This is a genomic window from Kitasatospora terrestris, from assembly GCF_039542905.1.
GTDB classification, from domain to species: domain Bacteria; phylum Actinomycetota; class Actinomycetes; order Streptomycetales; family Streptomycetaceae; genus Kitasatospora; species Kitasatospora terrestris.
The window spans coordinates 1501052-1522409 of record NZ_BAABIS010000001.1; the positions used below are offsets into that span (position 1 = coordinate 1501052).

9 protein-coding genes are annotated in these 21358 nt (G+C 74.7%); 3 read left to right on the top strand and 6 right to left on the bottom strand.

What is annotated here, in order from left to right; all coding sequences use genetic code 11:
• Window positions 1-100 precede the first annotated feature (100 nt).
• Together ABEB06_RS06980 and ABEB06_RS06985 are read left to right on the top strand one after the other, a co-directional pair.
• Entirely contained in the window at window positions 101-1084 is a 984-nt protein-coding gene (locus tag ABEB06_RS06980; RefSeq protein WP_345695917.1) for a LysR family transcriptional regulator, read from the top strand.
• Window positions 1085-1139: 55 nt separating this feature from the next.
• A complete protein-coding gene (locus ABEB06_RS06985; RefSeq protein WP_345695918.1) occupies window positions 1140-1811 on the top strand; it encodes a hypothetical protein in 672 nt (223 codons plus the stop codon).
• Between the two features lies 1 nt (window position 1812).
• Here ABEB06_RS06985 and ABEB06_RS06990 read toward each other — a convergent pair whose 3' ends face one another.
• Entirely contained in the window at window positions 1813-2415 is a 603-nt protein-coding gene (locus ABEB06_RS06990) for a mycothiol-dependent nitroreductase Rv2466c family protein (RefSeq protein ID WP_345695919.1), read from the bottom strand.
• Window positions 2416-2491: 76 nt separating this feature from the next.
• Window positions 2492-3646, bottom strand: a complete 1155-nt coding sequence (locus ABEB06_RS06995) for a hypothetical protein (protein ID WP_345695920.1) — start codon at window positions 3644-3646, stop codon at window positions 2492-2494.
• Between the two features lie 101 nt (window positions 3647-3747).
• On the opposite strand from ABEB06_RS06995, the gene ABEB06_RS07000 reads away from it, so the two are divergent.
• Window positions 3748-5256 (top strand): DUF4246 domain-containing protein, encoded by a 1509-nt coding sequence (locus tag ABEB06_RS07000; protein ID WP_345695921.1) that lies wholly within the window; start codon window positions 3748-3750, stop codon window positions 5254-5256.
• Between the two features lie 51 nt (window positions 5257-5307).
• On the opposite strand, the gene ABEB06_RS07005 is transcribed toward ABEB06_RS07000, so the two are convergent.
• From ABEB06_RS07005 to ABEB06_RS07020, 4 genes are all read right to left on the bottom strand, one after another.
• Window positions 5308-6561 carry an MFS transporter gene (locus ABEB06_RS07005; protein WP_345695922.1) on the bottom strand — a complete coding sequence of 418 codons (1254 nt, stop codon included), beginning with the start codon at window positions 6559-6561 and terminating at the stop codon, window positions 5308-5310.
• Between the two features lie 64 nt (window positions 6562-6625).
• Window positions 6626-7858 (bottom strand): cytochrome P450, encoded by a 1233-nt coding sequence (locus ABEB06_RS07010; protein ID WP_345695923.1) that lies wholly within the window; start codon window positions 7856-7858, stop codon window positions 6626-6628.
• Entirely contained in the window at window positions 7855-15048 is a 7194-nt protein-coding gene (locus ABEB06_RS07015) for an amino acid adenylation domain-containing protein (RefSeq protein WP_345695924.1), read from the bottom strand. The genes ABEB06_RS07010 and ABEB06_RS07015 overlap by 4 nt, the downstream gene beginning before the upstream one ends.
• Before the next feature lie 16 nt (window positions 15049-15064).
• Complete coding sequence (locus ABEB06_RS07020) at window positions 15065-21316, bottom strand: amino acid adenylation domain-containing protein (RefSeq protein WP_345695925.1); 6252 nt, start codon at window positions 21314-21316, stop codon at window positions 15065-15067.
• Window positions 21317-21358 lie beyond the last annotated feature (42 nt).

Here is a 21358-nt window from a genome sequence, read left to right on the forward strand (position 1 = left end):
AGCTCGGTGCAATACCCTTCCTTTGGCCCGGGGTTGACGAACAGTTGGCATTCCTTGACATGCTCTTGGCAGGCGATGGGCGTCTGGCTATGCTCCCGTGATGGAGCTCGACGTCCGACACCTGCGGGTGCTGTGCGCGATCGCGGACACCGGCAGCGTCCGGAAGGCCGCCCGTCGGCTCGGCATGACCCAGCCCTCGCTCACCACCCAGCTGCACCGGATCGAACGGACCATCGGCGGACGGCTGTTCACCCGCGAACAGACCGGCAGCCGCCCCACCGTCCTCGGCCACTCGGTGCTCTCGCGGGCCAGACCCGTGATCACAGAAATGGACGCCCTCGTCGCCGCCGCCCGCGCCGAGGCCGCCGGACCCGGCCGCCGCCGACTGCGGATCGGCAGCGTCGGCAGCCGCGCCGTCGCCGCCTGGCTGCGCCGCATCCACGACCGGCTCCCGGAGACCGACACCACCATCCACATCGACATCTCGGCGATCGCGCTGCTCCACCTGGTCGCCGCCGAACAGCTCGACATCGCCTTCGTCCACGAGAGCGAGGGCTTCCCGCTGCACGTGCCGGCCGGCACCGAGCAGCGCGTCCTGGTCGCCCGCGAGCCGCAGTTCGTCGCCCTCGCCGAGACCCACCCCGCCGCCGGCCGCCCGGTCGTCAGCCTCGCCGACCTCGCCCACGACACCTGGATGGTCGACCCGACCGCCGACCACGAGTACGCCGCGCTGCGCCGGGTCTTCGCCGAGGCCGGACTCGACCCGCGGGTCGTCCAGGTCCGGGACAACGCCACCGCCGCCGAACTCGTCGCCTCCGGCGAGGCCGTCCGTCCCTGCCAGCCCACTTCACCGCCCGGCCCGGGCACCGTCCTGCGCCCCGTCCACGGCGACCCGCTCGCCGTCCGGCTGCTGCTCACCTGGCGCCCCGACACGGTCCGCGGCCCGGCACTCGACGGCCTCTGGGTCGACCTCTGCCACGCCTATCTGGACCTGGCCAGCGTCAACCCCGCGTACCGGGCCTGGCTGCGCCGCCACAACCGCTCCCTGCACACCCTCCTCGCCCCCGCCGGGCCGCCGGCCTGAGGCCCGTCCGGCCCGGGCGGGGTTCGCGCGGCCGGGCCGGGGAAGGAGGCCACCCATGGGAGAAGTACCGGGGGCGCGCGAGGAGTTGGAGCGGTACGGGTGCGTCCTGCGGGCGCAGCTCGTCGAGCTGATCGAGGAGGTGACCCCCGGCGCCGACCTGGGCCTGCTGTTCCTCGACGAGCCGGAGGTCGTCGACTGGCACGAGCCGCCGGCCCACGGCTACTCGACCGTGTTCCGCGGTGAACGTCCCGAAGGGGTCGGCGCCCACGACGCCGTCGCCCGGGGCGCCCGCCTGCTCGGCTCGGCCGGCTGGGAGGTCACCGGACCGGCGGAGGAGATCGCCCCGGCGGCGCGCAGGTGCGTCGTCACCGCTCTCCATCCCGGCGGTGTGCGGATCGAGGTGCGGTCGGGCGACGGCGGCCCGGGCGTGCTCTACAGCGGGCGGACGCCGGCCGTGGCGCTGCGCGAGGCGGAGGAGTTCCGGTGGCCGGAGCCGGTCCGGACGCCGGAGACCGTCACACCGGGGTTCGTGCTCTGCTACGAGTGCGATGGTCTCGGTGCCTGCGACTGCTGCGGTGGGCGCGGCTGGGTACCGGCCGAGCCGCACGGACGCGAGCGCTGCCGCGCCTGCTTCGCGCGGCGCGTCTGCCCGATCTGCCAGGGGGCGGGCCAGCTGGCCGTCTCCGACCTGTCGACGTACCAGCTGGGCTACTACCCCGGGTTGTGAGCTAGCTGAAGTCCAGGCCGCCGGTGCGGGTGCGCTTGAGTTCGAAGAAGTTCGGGTAGCCGGCCAGCAGGCGGACGCCGTCGAAGACGCGGACGGCCTCCTCGCCGCGGGGTATCGCGGTGAGGACGGGGCCGAAGAAGGCGGTGCCGTCGATGTGGATGGTGGGGGTGCCGACCTCTTCGCCGACCGGGTCCATGCCCTCGTGGTGGCTCTTGCGCAGGGCGTCGTCGTAGTCGGTGGTGCGGGCGGCCTCGGCGAGGTCGGCGGGCAGGCCGACGGCGGTGAGGGCCTCGCGGATCAGGGTGTCGTCGGCGGCCCGGTCCTGGTTGTGCAGGCGGGTGCCGAGGGCGGTGTACAGCTCGCGCAGGACGCCGTCGCCGTGGTGCTGGGCGGCGGCGATGCACACCCGCACCGGCCCCCAGCCGGTATCCAGCAGGCGGCGGTAGCGCTCGGGCAGGCCCTCGCGGCCCTCGTTGAGCACGGACAGGCTCATCACCCGGAAGTTCAGGTCGAGTTCGCGGTGCCGCTCGACCTCCAGGATCCACCGCGAGGTGATCCAGGCGAACGGGCAGATCGGGTCGAAGTAGAAGTCCACTGTGGTCACCCGACCGACGCTAGGCGATCGACCGGGTGTTCGACTGGTCCAATCGGGCGCGGGTTCCGTGGGCCATGACGGTGGCTCAGCCCGCTGCGCCGGCCGGACTGCGCCGACGCGCGGCCAGGCGGTCGGCGGCGGCGCAGACCAGCGTGGACGCCAGCAGGAGCGCGGCCATCGCGCGCAGCAGGCCGCTCTCGTAGTAGGTGTCGGTGAGCGCCTTCGCCGCCAGGTAGGCGGACACCAGGCCCACGGCCGCGGCGAGCAGGAGCGGCAGGCGGCCGTCGCGGACCTGCCGGTCGGCCAGCGCCACCGCTGCCACCAGCAGCGCGCCGAGCGCCGCCACCCACGGGATGCCGAACTCCAGGCCGTAGCGGATCGGCAGCGCCGGTGCCAGGAAGAGCACCAGGAAGCGGCGCAGCACCTCTTGGAGCGCGAGGGTGCCGGAACCGTCAGGCGCGTCGGTGGGCTGCCACCGGACGGTGGCCGCCAGGAGCAGCGCGGCGAGCAGCAGTTCGTCCCAACGGCCGGCCAGGTGGCGGAGGTTGTAGAGCAGGGCGGTGTCGTAGACCGCCATCACCAGCTGTCCGACGGCCCAGAGGGCGGCGGTGAAGCGCAGCAGTCCCAGGGTGCCGAGCGGCCGGTCGGGGCCCGGTTCGCGGCGCGCCAGGGCGGTCAGCACCGGTGCGGTGACCAGGGCCGAGACCGTCCGCAGGACCAGGTCCTGCGCCGTCCACGGGTTGTACAGGCCCCACTCGACGACGCCGAAGACCGCGGTGTACCCGAGCGCGGTCGACCACACCAGCGGGCGGGAGCCGAGGACGGTCCGATAGAGCGCGGGGCTGAGCCTGCGCAGTACGGTGGCGTACGCGAACAGGACGAACGGCAGCTCCAGGAACGCCTGGACGCGCAGCACGGTCGGCGCGAACAGGTCCGGCGCGGGCAGGTGGTCGGCGAGGGCGCGGACCAGGGGGTTGCCGGTCGGCTGGGCGAACCAGCCGGTCGGCAGGTAGCGGGTGACGAACGTGGTGTCGCCGCCGTGGACCCGGAGCAGGTAGGCCGCACAGAACAGTTGGTTGAGGTAGATCAGCGCGATCACCGCTGCGAGGACGAGTTCCGGCGCCACCGTCCGGCCCGCCCGGGGCGCGGCCGGGCGGCGCAGCAACCGCGGCCCGAGCAGCAGCCCGGCGGGCACGGTGGCGGCTGCTGTCGCAACGACCAGCGTCTCGGTGAGCGTCATCCGGCGACCCTAGCGGGCGCGCGGACCGGGGCCGCCGCGGGGTGTCGGCGCCCCCCGCTATCCTTCCCGGCACCGCACACCGACCGTGAGGATCATCCGTAGTGACCGGCTCGTCCGCCTTCCCGCTTCCCTTCCAGAGCACCCGTTCCCCGGCGTTCACGACGCCCCGGACGTTGCGGGAGCTGCAGATGATGCAGTGCAGTTCGCACCTGCGCGCCAAACCCGGGTGGTTCGACAAGATGGACGACGCCGACGTCGCGGCCCGGTGGACCCGGGAGGCGGTGGCGCAGGGCATGACCGAGGCTCAGGTGCGCTACGTCCTCGCCGAGCTGGGGCACTACGCCGCCCTGCGGGACACCCGCACCGGCATCGAGGTCTCCGCGGTCGACGGCGTCTGGCAGTCGGACACCCTCGTCGACGAGCAGCTCAGGACCCGGCTGCGCGAGGCGGTCCGGGTCCTGGAGGAGGTGCCCGAAGCGGCGCGGGACTGGCACCCCGGGTCCGACGGGCAGGTGCTGGACCTCGTCCATCCCTCCCTGTTCTGTCTGGTGAGGGAGGCGAGCGGCGGTCCCGAGCAGGCGTGGCAGAACCCGACGAACCACTACGCGAAGTACGAGTTCTCGGAGCGGTTCCAGTGGCTGCCCACGGACGTCGACGTCAGCGAGGACGGAGCCGTCTCCTTCCGCTCGTACGTCAACAACGTCCACCCCGAGGAGCACCGCGCGCTGGAGTCCGTACTCCCGGACGTGTTCGCGCGCCTGCGCCCGCTGTTCGAGAACGTCCTCACCGATCTGCGGCACCCGCGGCCCCTGCGGATCGAGGCCGACCCCTACAACTGGTACGACTCCGAGCCGGAGTACCCCCACCAGTCGTCCTACCCGGACAACGACGCCTACTGCGAGGCCCGCGCCGCCTGGGAGGAGGCGTACGAGGAGTGGTTCGACAACCGCCACCCGGTCGTCCCGGACGCCCCGGATTTCAGCCCGCCCGCCCTGCCCGACGCCTCCGCCCGCGTCGACCTGCGCGGCCGCCGCCTGCAGGTCGTCGTCAAGCTGGCCACCGTCCACCTCACGCCGGACCGGCCCGAGTACGCCGGCGGTTCCTGGCACGTCGAGGGCATGCTGAACGAGCGCATCGTCTCGACCGGCATCTACTACTGGGACAGCGAGAACATCACCGAGAGCCGGCTGGGCTTCCGCGCCGCCCTCGACGACCCGCACTACGAACAGAACGACGGCCCCGGGCTGCGCGAGGTGTACGGCATAGAGGACGAGGGCGCCCTGAACCAGGTGCTGGGTGCGGTACCCACCCCGGAAGGCCGCTGCCTGGCCTTCCCCAACGTCCTCCAGCACCGCGTGGACGGCTTCCGCCTCGCGGACCCGACCCGCCCGGGCCACCGCAAGATCCTCGCGTTCTTCCTGGTCGACCCGACGCAGCGGATCGTCTCGACCTCCGACGTACCGCCGCAGCAGCCCTGGGCCGACACCACGACCATGACGCTGGAGGAGGCCAGGACGTACCGCGAGGAGCTCATGCGGGAGAGGAAGTTCTTCGTGGACGAGCACAACGAGCAGCTCTACGAACGCGAGTTCTCCCTCTGCGAGCACTGAACCCGTCGCCGGCCTCCGGCTCCTCCCGGAGCCGGACCGACGCACGGAGGGTCAGCGCATCTCCCGCACCGGGCGGGAGGAGAGCACGACCAGCGCGGTGACGGCGAGGACGGCGGCGGTGAAGGTGAACATCGCGGCGGTGGAGACCTTGGCGAGCGCGCCGCAGGTGATCAGGGAGAGCGGGGCGGCGGCGTAGCCGAGGACCATGTCGACCGAGATGACGCGGCTGAGGATGTCCTTGGGGATGTTGCGCTGGATCCAGCTGAGGCCGAAGACGCCCTGGAAGCCGATGCCGAAGCCCATGGCGAGGACGGTGAGCACGGCGGCCGGGGTGTTGGCGAGCAGGCCGAGGGTGCCCATGCCGACGGCGAGCCAGCCGGCCAGCGCGGCGACCAGCAGGCCGACCCGGGGGCGTCCGCCGAGCAGGCCGCCGACCAGGGTGCCGAGCATGGCACCGCCGGCGAGCGCGCCGTTGAGCAGGCCGAGGGTGGTCGAGCCGCCGTGCAGGGCGGAGTTGGCGAGGGTGGCGAAGCCGACGGTGAACGGGCCCGCGTAACAGAAGTTGACGGCGGTGTCGAGGAGGACGACGGTGCGCAGCCGCGGGTCGTCCCAGGTGTAGCGGATGCCCTCGCGGATCCGGGCGCCGAGCGAGGGCCCGTCGGACGTACCGCCACCGGCGGGCGCGGGCTTGCGCACGGCGGCGGGGATGAGCGAGACGCACAGGCCGCAGAGCGCGAAGCAGACGCCGTCGACCAGGAAGGCGACGGGGGCGTCGGACAGCGCGACGACCAGGCCGCCGACCGCCGGGCCGAGGACGGCGGAGATCCGGGTGCCGGTGCCGAGCAGGGCGTTGGCCTGGGTGAGGATCTCCTTGTCGACGACCGAGGGCAGGACGGAGACCCGGGCGGGCTGGAAGAAGGCGTCGACGGTGCCGAAGGCGGCCGCGGCGGCGCACAGCAGCCAGACGGTGAGCGAGCCGGTGAGTCCGGCGACGCCGACGGCGGCCATCAGGCCGGCCCGGGCCCAGCTGGAGGCGACCATCAGCGCGCGGGGCGACCAGCGGTCGCCGAGCGAGCCGCCGACCAGGGTGAGCAGGGCGCGCGGGACGGCCTGGAAGGTGAGGACGTACCCGAGGTTGAGGGTGGAGTGGGTGAGCGAGAGGGTGATCCAGGAGAAGGCGATGACGCTGAAGCCGTCGCCGAGCAGGGAGAGCGACTGGCCGGCCCACAGCAGCCGGAAGTTGCGGTTGCGGGCGGGGGTCCACAGGCGGGGCGGCGCGGGTGCGGTGACGGTGGTGGTCGCCATCGTCGGTCCTTTCCGTACGGGAAGGGGGCGGGCCCCGGAGTGGGGCCCGCCCGTGGCGGTGCGGTCAGTAGCGGACCGGGAGGGCGGTGAGGCTGCGGTTGAGCAGGGAGTTCTGCCAGCCGAGGTGCGGGGTGTCGAGGGCGAGCCCGGGGTAGTCGCGGACCAGGACGCCGACCACCACGCCGGCCACCAGCCGGGCGAGGGCGGCGCCGATGCAGAAGTGCGCGCCGAAGCCGAAGCCGAGGTGGGTGGAGCCCTCGCGGTGCAGGTCGTACCGGTCGGGGTCGGGGAAGCGGCCGGGGTCGCGGTTGGCGGCGGCGGTGACCAGGAAGATCCGGTCGCCGGCCCGCACGGCCTGCCCGTCGAGCTCGAAGTCGCGGGCGGCGCTGCGGATGGACATCTTGGACGGGCCGTCGAGCCGCAGCGTCTCCTCGACCACGGTGTTCACCAACGCGGGGTCCTCGCGGACCTCGGCCATCAGCGCGGGGTCGCGGAGCAGGGCGAGGACGGTGTTGGCGATCAGGTTGCTGGTGGTCTCGCCGCCGGCGAAGGCCATCTGGGTGAGCATCCCGGTGAACTCCTCGACGCTCACCGTGTCGCCGATCCGGCCGCCGGCCAGCACGGAGCTGATCAGGTCGTCCTTGGGGTCGGCGGTGCGTTCGGCGACCAGGTTGCCGAGGTAGTCCTCCAGGCTGCACAGCGACTGGAGCGAGGTGCGGTACTCGGCCTCGTCCTGGGCGGTGCCGAGGACCAGGTCGGCGACCTTGGCGTTCCAGTACCAGAAGGACGGCCCGTGGGCGGCGTTGACGCCGAGCCAGCGGGAGAAGACCAGGGCGGGGAGCGGCTTGGCGATGTCGGTCCACAGGTCGCCGCCGCGGCCGGGGGCGGCCTTGCGGGCGAGCATGGCGCCGGTGGCCCGTTCGGTGAAGGTGCGGTAGCGGGCGATCGCGCGGGCGGCGAACTGCTCCTGGAAGACCTGGCGCAGCCGGCGGTGGTCGGGGGCGTCGTTGAAGACCATCCAGCGGGAGAGGATGCCGAAGGCCCGTTCGGCGTCGTCGCGGGCGCCCTGCGGGACGGCGTCCATCAGCGGGCGGACCCGGTCGGCGGAGACCGCGGGGTCGCGCAGGCACTGCATCACCTGGTCGTAGCCGGTGACCAGCCAGGCGCGGTGCATCGGGCTCCAGTGCACCGGGCTGTGCTCGCGCAGGGCGTTGAGGTACGGGTAGGGGTCGGCGTTGAGCTGCGGGTCGAGCAGGTAGCGCTCTTCGAAGCGGGCGGGAGCGGTGAGCGTGGTCATCGCCGGGCCTCCGTGGCGATCGTGTCGACCAGGCGGGCGAGGTGGCCCACCAGCGGGTCGGCGAGCATGGACAGGTGGTCGCCCTCGCTGATGTGCAGGGTCAGTCCGTCCCGGGCGAGTTCGCGCCAGCGGGCGACGTAGGTCTCGAAGTCGACGTCGAGTCCGGGCATCGGCTCGCCGGCCGGGAGTCCGGCGGCGAGGGTGCCGACGACCAGGTGGATGTGGCCGGGGTAGGGGCGGACCCGGTAGTCGGAGAGGGCGGTGAGCAGCGAGTGCCAGACCTCGATCGGGGCGTTGCCGACCAGCGCGGCCTCGCTCGGGCTCATCCCGGCGCCCAGCAGCTGGGCGGTCAACTCGGCTGCGGTGCGGTCGCGTTCGGGTCCTTCGGGGAGGGTGCGCAGCCGGTCGCGGAGCACCATGGCCTCGCGCATCTCGCGGCCGACGGCGGCCAGCCGGGCGGCGGCGGCCGGGTTGGGCAGGTAGGGCTCCACCAGGACCAGCGGGTCGACGGTGTGGCCGGCCTCGTGCAGCTGGGTGGCCATCTCCAGGGCGATGTTGGCGCCCATGGACCAGCCGAGCAGCTCGTGCGGGCCGGTCGAGCCGTGGTCGGCGAGTTCGGCGGTGTAGTTGGCGGCGATGCCGGTGATGGTGGAGGGGTCGACGCCGCCGAGCAGGCCGCGGGCCTGGAAGGCGTGCACCGGTCGGCCCGGCCGCAGCTCCCGGACCAGCGGGACGAACCAGGCGGCGCTGCCGCCGCTGGGGTGGACGCACCACAGCGGGGCGCCCTCGCCGGTGCGCAGCCGGACCTCGGAGGTGATCGCGGCCGGCTCCGATCCGTCGGAGAACTCCAGTGCGCGCTCGGCGAGTTGGGCGATGGTCGGGCACTCGATCAGGTCCCGGACGGTGACCGTGAGGCCGCGCTCGGCGGCCATCGCGGAGACCCGGACGGTGGAGAGCGAGCTGCCGCCGATCCGGAAGAAGTCGTCGTGCACGCCGACCAGGGACAGGCCCAGCACCTCTCGCCAGATCTCGGCGAGCACCTTCTCGGCGGCGCTGCCCGGCGCGGTGTACGCGGTGGCGTGGTCGCGGTCGGCCGAGGGCAGCGGCAGCGCCCGCTTGTCGATCTTTCCGCTGCGATTGACCGGCATCTCGTCCAGGAAGACGAACCGGGCCGGGACCATGTACGCGGGCATGGTGGCGCGCAGCGCCCGGGTGTAGTGCTCGACGGAGCGCTCCCCGGCGGCCGGCACCACGTACGCGACCAGGGCGGGCTCGCCGCCGGGCAGGTCGGTGCGGTGCAGCACGACGGCCTGGCCGGTCTCCGGGAGGGCGCGCAACTTGTGCTCGATCTCGCCGAGTTCGATCCGGAAGCCGCGCAGCTTGACCTGGGTGTCCTTGCGGCCGAGCCATTCGGCGTCGCCGTCGGGGCGGTGGGTGCCGAGGTCGCCGGTGCGGCAGATCCGGGAGCCGGGGGCGCCGTGCGGGTCGGGCACGTAGGTGGCGGCGGTGAGCGCCGGCCGGCCGAGGTAGCCGCGGCCGACGGCCTCGCCGCCGATGCACAGCTCGCCGGGGACGCCGACCGGGACGGGCTGCAGGTCGTCGTCGAGCACCAGCAGGGTGGTGTTGCGGATCGGCCTGCCGATCGGCGGGCGGCCCCCGCCGGGGACGAGTTCGGCGGCGACCGACCAGACGGAGGTCTCGGTGAGGCCGTACACGTTGTGGAAGCGGCGGCCGCGCGACCAGGTGTCGGCGAGTTCGGCCGGGCAGGCCTCGCCGGCGACCTGGAGCACCCGCAGGGCCGGGAAGCGGTCCTCGCCGAGCACCGCGAGGGCGCTGGGCGGCAGCATCGCGGCGGTCACGCCGTGGTCGATCAGGGTGGCGGCCAGGTCGGGGCCGGGACGCAGCGCGTCCTTGGGAGCGGTGACCAGGCGGCCGCCGTTGCCGAGCGACCAGGTCAGTTCGAGGATCGAGGCGTCGAAGCCGAAGGAGGCGAACTGCAGCACCCGGTCCTCGGCGGTGGGCCGCACCAGGTCGCGCTGGCCCTCCAGCATGTTGGTCAGGCCGCGCTGCGGGATGGCCACGCCCTTGGGGGTGCCGGTGGAGCCGGAGGTGTAGATGATGTACGCCAGGGTGTCCTGGTCCGGGCCGGGCCCGGGCACCGGCTCGTCGGTGCCGGTCCACAGCCGCGGGTCGTCGAGGTGCAGCGTCGGGCCGTCGAAGGGGACGGCGCCGGCCAGCGGGGTCTGGGTGAGCAGCACCCGCATGCCGCTGTCGGAGGCCATGAACGCCAGGCGCTCGGTGGGGTGCTGCGGGTCGAGCGGGACGAAGGCGCCGCCGGACTTGAGCACGCCGTACGCGGCGCGCACCCAGTCCGGGCCGCGGTCCACGCAGATGCCGACCACGGTCTCCGGGCCGACGCCCAGGGCGCGCAGGCGGGCGGCGAGCCGCTCGGCCTGGTCGTCCAGCTCGGCGTAGGTCAGGCGCCGGTCGCCGTGCTCGACGGCGACCGCGTCGGGGGTGGCGGCGGCGTGCGCGGCGATCCGCTGGTGGAACATGGTCGGGTCGGTGGCGAGCTCCGGTCCGCTGCCCCACTCCTTCAGGGCGGTGGTGCGGGCCTCGCCGGTGAGTGCGGGCCGGGTGACCGGGTGCTCGGGGTGCTCGACCATGGCGGCGATCACGCCGCAGAACACGTCGGCGAGCTGCTCGGCGGTGGCCGGGGAGACGTACTCGGGGTCCGCGTCCAGGGTGAAGCCGTTGACGCTGGCGTTGACCAGCAGCGGGAACATGGTGCGGGCGATCTCCAGCGACTCGTCCCAGGTGTCGTGGGAGAGGCGGTGGAAGTTGACGAAGTTGAAGATCGCCTCGACCAGGTTGGGCTCGCCCGGGCGCAGCGCGGCCATCTTCGCCATCGGCATCCGGCGGTGCGGCAGCATCTCCTGCTCGGCGGCGAAGACCTCCCGCAGGTAGTCCAGCCAGCTGCCCCTCGGCCGGGCCACGCCGAACGGCACGGTGTTCAGGAACAGTCCGCGCATCCGGTCGGCGCCCGGCACCTCGGGGCGGCCGTTGGTGACCAGGCCGATCGAGTGGCCGGCCGCGTCGGCGTCGCGCTCGGCGAACAGGCTCATGGTGTGGTGGAAGGCGGCGACCAGCACGGTGCGGCGCGGCACGCCGGCCAGCTGGGCGAGGCGTCCGATCGGCTCGGCCGGGTAGGCGCGGCGCGCCTCGTATACCGGGGTGCCCTCGATGGCGGCGCCGCGGCGGGGGAAGCGGACCGGGCGCAGCTCGGACAGCGCTCCGCGCCAGTAGTCCAGCGCCTCGGGGCTGTTGAGGGCGGCGCGCTCCAGGGCCACGTACTCGGCGAACGGCGGGGCCGGCGGCAGCTCGGGGGTGCGGCGCCGGGTGACGGCCTGGCGGTGCAGGTCGAGCAGGTCGGCGATCAGCGAGGTGAGGCTCCACCCGTCGAGCACCACGTGGCAGTCGGTGAGGACCAGGCGCAGGTCGGTGTCGGTGAGGTGGTGCAGGTGGATCCGGATCAGCGGGGCGGCCGCCAGGTCGAAGCGGTGGTCGAACTCGGAGTCGACGTAGCCGCGGAGCACCGCCCGCTGGGTCTCGCGGGGCAGGCCGCGCAGGTCGGTGTAGCCGAGCGGGCAGGACGCCTCGCGATGGACCAGTTGCAGCGGCTCGCGGTAGTTCACCAGGTCGATCGAGGAGCGCAGGATCGGGTGGGCACGCAGCACCGCGTCCACGGCGGCCTGGAAGGCCGTCAGGTCGAAGCCCTCGGGGACGGAGACCTTCAGGTCGGTGACGTTGTGGTAGGCGCCGCGCCGCGGGTCGGCGAGCATCTCGTGCAGCATGCCGGCCTGCAGCATGGTCAGCGGGTAGGCGTCCTCCAGGCCCTGCGGCAGGCGCGCGGCGTCGGCCGGGTCGAGCTGGGAGAACGGGGCGACCGGCGCGGGCGCGTCGGTGGCCTCGGTGGCGTACTGGGCGAGGTCGCCGAGGCTGCGGGAGCGGAACAGGTCGGCGACGGTGATCGCCAGGTTGGCGGTGCGGGCCAGGCCCACCACCCGCAGGGCGAGGATGGAGTCGCCGCCGAGGTCGAAGAAGTTGGCGGTGCGGCTGACCCGTTCGGTGCCCAGCACCTCCGCCCAGATCCGGGCGAGCGCGATCTCGGTGGCACCGGCCGGCGGCTCGTAGCCGGTGGCGGCGGTGTCGGTGCCGGCGACCCGGGTGAGCGCCTTGCGGTCGACCTTGCCGTTGGCGGTGATCGGCAGCTTCGGGTGGCGGACGAACAGCGCGGGCACCATGTACTCGGGCAGGGTGAGCCGCAGCCGGTCGCGCAGTTCGGCGGCGTCCAGCGGGCGGCCCTCGCTGAGCACCAGGTGGGCGACCAGGCGGGCGGTGCCGGCGCCCTCGGTGCGGGCGACCACGGCGGCGTCGCGGACGCCGGACAGGGCGCGCAGCGCGGTCTCGATCTCGCCGGGCTCGATCCGGTAGCCGCGGATCTTCACCTGGTGGTCGGCGCGGCCGACGTAGGACAGCTCGCCGTCCGGCTCGACCCGGACCAGGTCGCCGGTGCGGTACGTCCGGCCGCCCAGCGGCTTCACCGGGAAGCGCTCGGCGGTCAGGTCGGGGCGGTTGCGGTAGCCGCGTGCCACTCCCCCGCCGGCCACGTACAGTTCGCCGACGGTGCCGGGCGGGACGAGCCGGCCGTGCCGGTCGAGGACGTACCCGTGCTGGCCGGCCAGCGGGCGGCCGATCGGCGAGCGGACGCCGGCGGCCACGTCGGCGGCGGTGATCAGCCGGTAGGTGACGTGCACGGTGGTCTCGGTGATGCCGTACATGTTGACCAGCGCGGGCTTGCCCTCCGGCGCGGCGAACCAGTCGGCGTAGTCGCGGACGTCGAAGGCGTCGCCGCCGAAGACCACGGTGCGCAGCGCCAGGTCGGCGAAGTCGGTGCCCTGCTGGGCGAGGTGGGCGCGCAGGCCCTTGAACGCGGCCGGGGTCTGGTTGAGGACGGTCACCCGCTCCTCTCGCAGGACGCGCTCGATCGCGGCGGGGTCGCGGACCTCGTCGGAGGTGAGCACCACCACCCGGCCGCCGCTGGTCAGCGGGCCCCACAGCTCCCAGACCGAGAAGTCGAACGCCGGGGAGTGCACCAGGGTCCACACGTCGGCGGGGCCGAAGTCGAAGTGGTGGTCGGCGGCGGCCAGCAGCCAGGCCAGGTTGGCGTGGGTGAGCTCGACGCCCTTGGGGTTGCCGGTGGAGCCCGAGGTGTAGATGACGTACGCCAGGTCCCCGGCGGCGGGCGCCGCGTCCGGGCCGGGCTCGACCTGCTCCTCGTCGGTCAGCGCGAGGATCTCGACCGGCAGGCCCTCGACGGCGGCGGCGCCGGTGCCGTCGACCACCACCCAGCGGACGCCCGCGTCGGTGACGGTGTACTCGCGGCGGGCCCTGGGGTGGGCTGGGTCCAGCGGAAGGTACGCGGCGCCGGCGCGCCAGACGCCGAGCAGGGCGACCGCGAGGTCGACGCCGCGGTCGAGGCAGACGCCGACCAGGTCCTCGCGGCCGACCCCGCGGGCGCGCAGTCGGGCGGCCAACGCGGAGGCGGCGGTGTCGAGTTCGGCGTAGGTGAGGGTGCGGCCGCCGCCGCTGACGGCGACCGCGTGCGGGGTGCGGGCGATCTGCTCGGCGAGACGGGCGGCGGCGGTGCGCGGCACGGTGTCCGCCACGGCGAGCGCGTTCGCCGGGCCGTCGGGGCCCAGCAGCAGGGCGCGCTCGGCGGCGGTCAGCGGGTCGACGGTGGACAGCGGCGCGTCCGGGGCGGTGGTGAAGGCGGTGAGCAGGGCGGTGGTGTGCTCGGCGAGCCGGGCGATCGTCGGGGCGTCGAAGAGCTCCGGCCGGTAGACGTACAGCAGGGTGAGGCGGCCCTCGTCCTCGCGCAGTTCCAGTTGGAGGTCGAACTTGGCGGTGGTCAGCGCGATCGGGAAGGCGGTCGCCTCGGCGGCGCCGAGCGCGAAGCCGCCGCGCCCGACGACCGCGTGGGTGAACAGCACCTCGAAGAGCGGGTTGCGGGCCAGGTCGCGCTCGGGGCTGAGCTCGTCCACCACGCGCTCGAACGGCAGGCCCTGGTGGGCCAGGGCACCGAGGACGTGCTCCCGGGTGCGGGCCAGCAGGCCGCGCGGGGTCGGGTCGTCGGACAGGTCGGCGCGCATCACCAGGGTGTTGACGAAGAAGCCGGCCAGCTGCTCGGTCTCGGCCCGTTCGCGGTTGGCCACCACGGTGCCGATCGCGATGTCGTCCTGGCCGCTGTGGAAGGCCAGCGCGGCCTGGAAGGCGGCCATCACCGTCATGTACGGCGTGGTCTCCAACGCGGTGATGGCGGAGCAGAGTCCGGCGGGCAGGTCGGTGCGGTGCACGGCGCCGACGCCGCTCGGCACGGCCGGGCGGGCCCGGTCGGTGGGCAGCTCCAGCGGGGTGAGGCCGGTCAGCCGGCCCCGCCAGTACTCCAGGTCGGCGGACTCGTCGGCGGCGCGCTGCCAGACCGCGTAGTCGGTGTAGTCGATCGGCAGCTCGGGCAGCACGGCGGCGGTGGCCTCGCTGCGGGCCCGGTAGAGCTCGCGCAGGTCGCGGACCAGCAGGTCGAGCGACCAGCCGTCGGAGACGATGTGGTGCATGGCGAGCACCAGCACGTGGTCGTCCGCGCCGGCCCGGACCAGGGCAGCCCGGAAGGCGGTCTCGGCGGCCAGGTCGAACGGGCGGGTGGCCAGCTCGCGGACGGCCCCGGCGAGGTCGGCGCCGGCCGGCAGGTCGAGCACGGTGAGGGCCGCGCCGGCCGGGTGGACCAGCTGGGCGGGCACGCCGTCGACGGCCGGGAAGGTCACCCGCAGCTGCTCGTGCCGGGCCACCAGGTCGGTGACCGCGCCGGCCAGCGCGGCGGTGTCGAGCGGGCCGGTGAGCCGCCAGGCGGCGGGCATCAGGTAGGTGGCGGTGCCGGGGGCCAGCTGGTCGAGGAAGTACAGCCGCTGCTGGGCGGCGGACAGCGGGACGCGCTCGGGGCGCGGGTCGAGCCGCGGGATCCCGGCGGGCGCGGCGGCGGTCAGGCCGCGCAGGCGCTGCTCCAGGAGCTTGCGGGCGGCGGGCGACAGGGTGGCCCGGGCGCCCCGTTCGGGCGTGGTCTCGGAAGTGGTCATGTCGTCAACCGTCCAATCAGTCCTGGTAGTCGAGGGAGAGGTCGATCTCGTCGTCGCTCATCGCGGAGATCAGTTCCACCAGCTGGCGCTCGATCTCGGCGGCCAGTAGCTCGACGGTGGGGTGCTCGAAGAGGGTGCGTACCTCGATGGGGCAGTCGAAGGCGGCCCGCAGCCGGGAGGCGGCGGCGACCGCGCGCAGCGAGTGCCCGCCGAGGGCGAAGAAGTCGTCGTGGACGCCGACCCTGGCCACGCCCAGCACCTCGGCCCAGACCTGGGCGGTCACCGTCTCGGTGGGGGTGCGCGGGGCCAGGAACTCGGCCTTCGCCGGGGCCTCGGGGGCCGGCAGGGCGGCGGTGTCGAGCTTGCCCTGGACGGTGCGCGGCAGCGCGTCGAGCAGGACGAAGGCGCTCGGCACCAGGTAGCCGGGCAGGTGGGCCCGGCAGTGCGCGGCGAGGGCGTCGGTGTTCAGTCCGCCGCCGGCGACGTAGCCGACCAGGGCGCGTTCGCCCCGCAGGTCGCGGACCAGGACGGCGGCCGCGGTGACCCCGGGGTGCCGGCGCAGCACCGCCTCGGCCTCGCCGGGCTCGACCCGGAAGCCGCGGATCTTCACCTGGTCGTCGCCGCGGCCGACGAACTCCAGGACGCCGGAGGCGAGTCGGCGCACGATGTCGCCGGTGCGGTAGAGCCGGCCGCCGGTGCCGCCGAACGGGTCCGGCACGAAGCGCTCGGCGGTGAGCGCCGGGCGGCCCAGGTAGCCTCGGGCCAACTCGGGTTCGCTGACCATCAGTTCGCCGGGGATGCCGATCGGGGCGAGGTCGCCGTACCGGTCGACCACGTAGGCGCGGCGGGAGCCGAGCGGCCGGCCGATCGGCACCCGGCCGGTCTGCGGGCCGGTGACCCGGTGGGCGGTCGCGGAGATCACGGACTCGGTCGGGCCGTAGGTGTTGACCACCGGCACCCCGGGCAGCTGCGCGAACCAGCGCTCCAGCGGGCCGGGCGGCAGCACCTCGCCGCCGGTGACCAGCAGCCGCAGGCCGGCCAGCTGCGGGGCGAGCACGTCCAGCCGGGCGACCAGCTCCTCCCAGTACGAAGGGGTCAACTCCATCACGGTGACGCCCTCGGCCCGCACGACGGCGGCGAGTTGCTCGACCGACCAGATCTCGTCGGGCCGGATCACCACCCGGGCGCCGCAGGAGAGCGCGGGCAGGATCTGCTCCAGCGAGGCGTCGAAGGAGAGCGAGGCGAAGGTCAGCACCCGGTCCGCGGCGGTCAGCGCGAACTGGCCGCGGGCGGTGGCCACATGGGCGGCCAGGCCGTGGTGCTCGACGCCCACCGCCTTGGGCCGGCCGGTGGAGCCGGAGGTGAAGATGGTGTAGGCCAGGTCGTACGGGTCGCGGGTGTGGCGCGGGCCGTCGGCGTCGGGGGCGACCTGCTCGGCACGGACCTGCGGCAGGCCGAGCGGGGCGAGGTCGGCGGCGGTGGCGGCGTCCACGGCGAGGCAGGCGACGCCCGACTCCTCGACCATGAAGCGCAGCCGCTCCACCGGCAGCTGGGGGTCGAGCGGGACGTACATCGCGCCCGTCCGCCAGACCGCGAGCATCGCGGCGACCGAGCGGATGCCGCGGCCGAGGCAGACGCCGACCGCGCTGCCGGGCGCGGCGCCCGCGGCGGCCAGCGCCGCGGCCAGGCCGCCGGTCAGCGCGTCGAGTTCGGCGTAGGTGACCTGCTCGTCGCCGCAGACCAGGGCGGTCGCGTCGGGCTCGCCGGCGGGGGCGAAGAGCGGGGCGGGCGGGGCGTCGGCGCCGGCGGTGGCGAGCAGTTCGGCGCGTTCGGCGGCGTCCAGCAGGTCGATCCGGTCGACCGGGCGGTCCGGGTCGGCGAGGACGGCGGCCAGCACCCGGCCGACCTGCTCGGCGAAGCGGGTGACGGTGGCGGCCTCGAACAGGTCGGTGGCGTACTCGACGTTCAGCGCGAACCGGCCGGGCGACCGCAGGAAGGTCGCGGTCAGGTCGAACTTGGCAGAACCCCAGGGGAGTTCGAAGTTCGAGGCGTCCAGGCCGGGGATCGCCGAGGCGCCGCCGGCGCTCTCCTGGACGTCGACCATCACCTGGAACAGCGGGTTGCGGGCGAGGTCGCGCTCGGGCCGCAGCCGCTCGACCACCTTCTCGAACGGCACGTCCTGGTGGTCGAAGGCGGCCAGCACGTCGCCGCGCACCCGTTCCAGCAGGCCGGCGAAGCCGGGACCGCCGGTGAGGTCGGTGCGGATCACCACGGTGTTGACGAAGAAGCCGATCAGCCGCTCCAGTTCGGTGCGGCCGCGGCCGGCCACCGGGGTGCCGACGGCCAGGTCGCCCTGGCCGCTCCAGCGGGCCAGCACCAGCTGGGCGGCGGCCAGCAGCACCATGAACCGGGTGGCGCCCCGCTCCCGGGCGAACTCCTCGACCCGGTCGCCGAGCCCGGCGGGGAAGTCGACCTCGACCGCGGCGCCGCGGCCGGTCCAGGCGGCCGGGCGCGGGCGGTCGGTGGGCAGCTCCAGCACCGGGACGCCGGCCAGTGCCCGCTCCCAGTGGTCGAGCTGGGCCTCCAGCCCGCCGCTCTCCGCGCGCTCGCGCTGCCAGACGGCGAAGTCGCCGTACTGCAGGGCGGGTTCGGGCTGCGCCGGGCCGCCCAGGTAGGCGGCGGACAGCTCGGCCAGGAAGACGTCCTTGGACCAGCCGTCGGTGGCGACGTGGTGGAAGGAGACCACCGCGACGTGGTCGTCCCCGGCGAGCTCCCAGACGCCCGAGCGCAGCAGCGGCGGGCGGTCCAGGGCGAAGCGCCGGGTGGCCAGGGCCTGCGCGGCGGTCCGCACCGCGGCCAGCCGCTCGGCCTCGGTGCCGGCGGCCGGGGCGGACTGCCACTCCAGCGGGACGGCGGTGGTGTCGCAGACCTGCTGGGCGGGCCTGCCGTCCACCTCGACCAGCGCGGTGCGCAGCACCTCGTGCCGGGCGGTGACGGTGTCCAGGGCCCGCTGCCAGGCGGCGCGGTCGAGGCCGCCGCGGATCCGCCAGGCGTACCAGAGGACGTACTCGTCGCCGGCGTTGGAGGTGCGGTCCAGGAACCACAGGCGCTCCTGGGCGAAGGAGAGCGGCAGCGGTCCGCTGCGGTCGACCGGGACGACGGCCCCGCCGGCCGACTTGCGGGCGGCGGCCACGGCCGGGGCGAAGGCGCGGATCCGCGGGTTCTCGAAGATGGTGCGCAGCTCGACCTCGCGGCCGAGGCGTTCGGCGACCCGGGAGACCGCCATGGTGGCGAGCAGCGAGTGGCCGCCGAGCTCGAAGAAGCTGTCGTCGATGCCGATCCGCTCGGTGCCGAGCACCTCGGCCCAGATCTCCGCGACCACCCGCTCGGTCTCGTCGCGCGGCGGGGTGTACTCGGCGCCGCTGGCGGCCCGGTCGGGCCGGGCGTCGGGCAGGGCGTTCCGGTCGAGCTTGCCGGAGGTGGAGACCGGCAGCGCGTCCAGGCGGACGTAGTCGGAGGGCACCGCGTAGTGCGGCAGGCGCTCGGCGCACCAGGCGCGCAGCGCGACCGGGTCGAAGGCGTCGGCGACCACGTACCCGGCGAGGCTCTGCCCGGTGCGGCCGTCGACCTTCACGGCGGCGGCGGTGACGCCGGGGTGCTCGCGCAGCACGGCCTCGACCTCGCCGAGTTCGATCCGGAAGCCGCGCAGCTTGACCTGGTCGTCGCGGCGGCCCAGGTACTCCAGGTCGCCGCCGGGCAGCCAGCGGACCAGGTCGCCGGTGCGGTAGAGGCGGGTGCCGGTGCCGTCCGGGTCGGGGGTGAAGCGTTCGGCGGTCAGCGCGGGCCGGCCGAGGTAGCCGCGGGCGACCTCGTCGCCGCCGATCAGCAGCTCCCCGGGGACGCCGACCGGGGCCGGCTCGTCCTGCTCGTCGACCACCCGGACCCGGCGGGCGCCCAGCGGGCGGCCGATCGGCAGCCGGTCCTCCACCGGGCCGTCGACCTCGTGGGTGGTGGCGGTGACGGTGGTCTCGGTCGGCCCGTACGCGTTGACCACCCGCACGTGCGGGACGGCCGCCCGCCAGGCGTTCAGCGCGCCGACCGGCACGGCCTCGCCGCCCAGGATCAGCAGCCGCAGGCCCGCCAGGGCGGCGGCGGAGCGGCGGTCCAGGGCGAAGGCCAGCTCGGTCCAGTAGGTCGGCGGGACGTTGACCACGGTGATGCCGTGCCGGGCGACCACCTCGGGCACCTGGGTGGGCAGCCACGGCTCGTCGGGGCGGATCACCACCCGGGCGCCGCAGGTCAGCGCGGGCAGCAGCTGGTCGAGCGAGGCGTCGAAGGAGAAGGAGGCGAAGGCCAGCACCCGGTCCCGGGAGGTGACGCCGAAGCGGGCGCGGGCCGCGGCCACGTGCGAGGCGAGCGCCCGGTGCTCGACACCGACGGCCTTGGGCCGGCCGGTGGAGCCGGAGGTGAAGATGACGTGGGCCAGGTCGCCCGGGTCGGCGGTGTGCCGGGGGCCGTCCGGGTCGGGCCGCACGGTGTCGGCGCGGACCACCGCCGGGCCGAGCAGGGCGGCCAGCCCCTCGGTCGCGCCGTCGGCGACCAGGCAGGCCAGCTCGGCCTCCTCGGCCATGAACCGCAGGCGCTGCGTGGGCAGTTCGGGGTCGAGCGGGACGTACACGCCGCCCGCCCGCCAGATCGCGCCGAGCGCGGCGACCGACCAGGTGCCGCGCCGCACCAGCACGCCGACCGCGCGGCCCGGGCCGACCCCGGCGGCGGTCAGCGCGGCGGCCAGTCCGCCGGTCATGCCGTCCAGTTCGGCGTACGTGACCCGCTGCTCGCCGCAGACCAGGGCGGTGTCGGCGGGCGCGCCGGTGAAGGCCAGCGGTGCGACCGGGCCGGCCGGGCGGTCCGCGGCGGTCGCCCACTCCTCGGCGGGCCGGCTGCCGAGCTGCGGCACGACGCGGCGGGCGAGCTCGCGCACCGGCTGCTCGGGCTCGGCCAGGACGGCGCGCAGCAGCTCGACGTAGGAGGCGCCGAAGGTCTCCATGGTGGCGCGGTCGAACAGCGCGGTGGCGAACTGCAGCAGGGCGATGACGCTGCCGTCGGCGCACAGGCTGAGGTCAAGGAAGACGTCCAGCGCGGTGCCGGTCAGCGGCGGGTGGACCAGCCGGGCGTCCAGGCCGGGCAGGTCGATCGGCTTGATCGCCGAGTTGAGCAGGGTGAACGAGGCCTGGGCCAGCGGGTGGCGGGACAGGTCGCGCTCGCCGCCGACCGCCTGCACCACCTGGTCGAACGGCGCCTCGGCGTGCGAGAGGTCGGCCAGCACGTCGGCGCGGACCCGCTGCAGCAGGGCGTCGAAGGACGGCGCCCCGGAGTGGTCGCCGCGCAGCACGATGGTGTTGACGAACGGGCCGATCACATCCGCGGTGTCCGGGCGGCCCCGGTCCGCGAGGGTCGAGCAGACCGCGATGTCGCTCTGCCCGCTGTGCCGGGCCAGCAGCGCCTGGTAGACCGCCAGCAGCACCATGTAGCGGGTGGCGCGGCGCCCGCGGGCGAAGCCGTCGACCTCGGCGACCAGCTCGGCGGGCAGCCGGAAGCGGACCACGTCGCCGGCGCCGTCCCAGAACCGCGGCCGCGGCCGGTCGGTCGGCAGGGCCAGCGGGGCGACACCGGTCAGGCGCCTGCGCCAGTACGCCATCAGGCGCTCCAGGCGGTCGCCGCTCAGGCGCTCGTGCTGGGCGGCCGCCACCTCGGCGTACTGGACGGCGGGCGCCGCGACCTGCTCGCCGCGGTAGCCGGCGGCCAGTTCGCGCAGCAGCACGTCCCAGGACCAGCCGTCAATCGCGATGTGGTGGACCGTCACCAGCAGCAGGTGCTCGTCCTGCCCGAGGCGCGCCAGCACCATCCGGATCGGGTACTCGGCGGCCAGGTCCAGCGGCCGGGCCAGCTCCCGGGCGAACAGCTCCTCGGCGCTCGCCGCCGCGGTGCGCTCCAGGACGGCGCCGCCGGGCGCGTCCAGCACCGGGACGGGCTCGCCGCCGACGGCGGCGTACCGGGTGCGCAGCACCTCGTGCCGGTCGACGACGCCGACCAGCGCCCGCTCCAGGGCGTCCGCGTCCAGCGGGCCGCTGATCGCCAGGGCGAGCGGGAGGAGCGATCCGGCCGAGTCCTGGGCGAGCTGGTCCAGGAACCACAGCCGCCGCTGCGCGAACGAAACCTTCGGGGTGTCACCGTGCCTCGCCCCTCCGGGGGCTGCGCCTGCTGTCACTGTGGGCCTCCATGCGGTGTTTTCCAGCAGACTGCCGGTCGC

What these genes read in the sequence shown, in the direction of transcription:
- ABEB06_RS06985 (WP_345695918.1), top strand. Translation starts at nt 1,140, where the DNA reads ATGGGAGAAGTACCGGGGGCGCGCGAGGAGTTGGAGCGGTACGGGTGC.
- ABEB06_RS07010 (WP_345695923.1), bottom strand. Translation starts at nt 7,858, where the DNA reads ATGACCACGCTCACCGCTCCCGCCCGCTTCGAAGAGCGCTACCTGCTC.
- ABEB06_RS07005 (WP_345695922.1), bottom strand. Translation starts at nt 6,561, where the DNA reads ATGGCGACCACCACCGTCACCGCACCCGCGCCGCCCCGCCTGTGGACC.
- ABEB06_RS06995 (WP_345695920.1), bottom strand. Translation starts at nt 3,646, where the DNA reads ATGACGCTCACCGAGACGCTGGTCGTTGCGACAGCAGCCGCCACCGTG.
- ABEB06_RS07015 (WP_345695924.1), bottom strand. Translation starts at nt 15,048, where the DNA reads ATGACCACTTCCGAGACCACGCCCGAACGGGGCGCCCGGGCCACCCTG.
- ABEB06_RS06980 (WP_345695917.1), top strand. Translation starts at nt 101, where the DNA reads ATGGAGCTCGACGTCCGACACCTGCGGGTGCTGTGCGCGATCGCGGAC.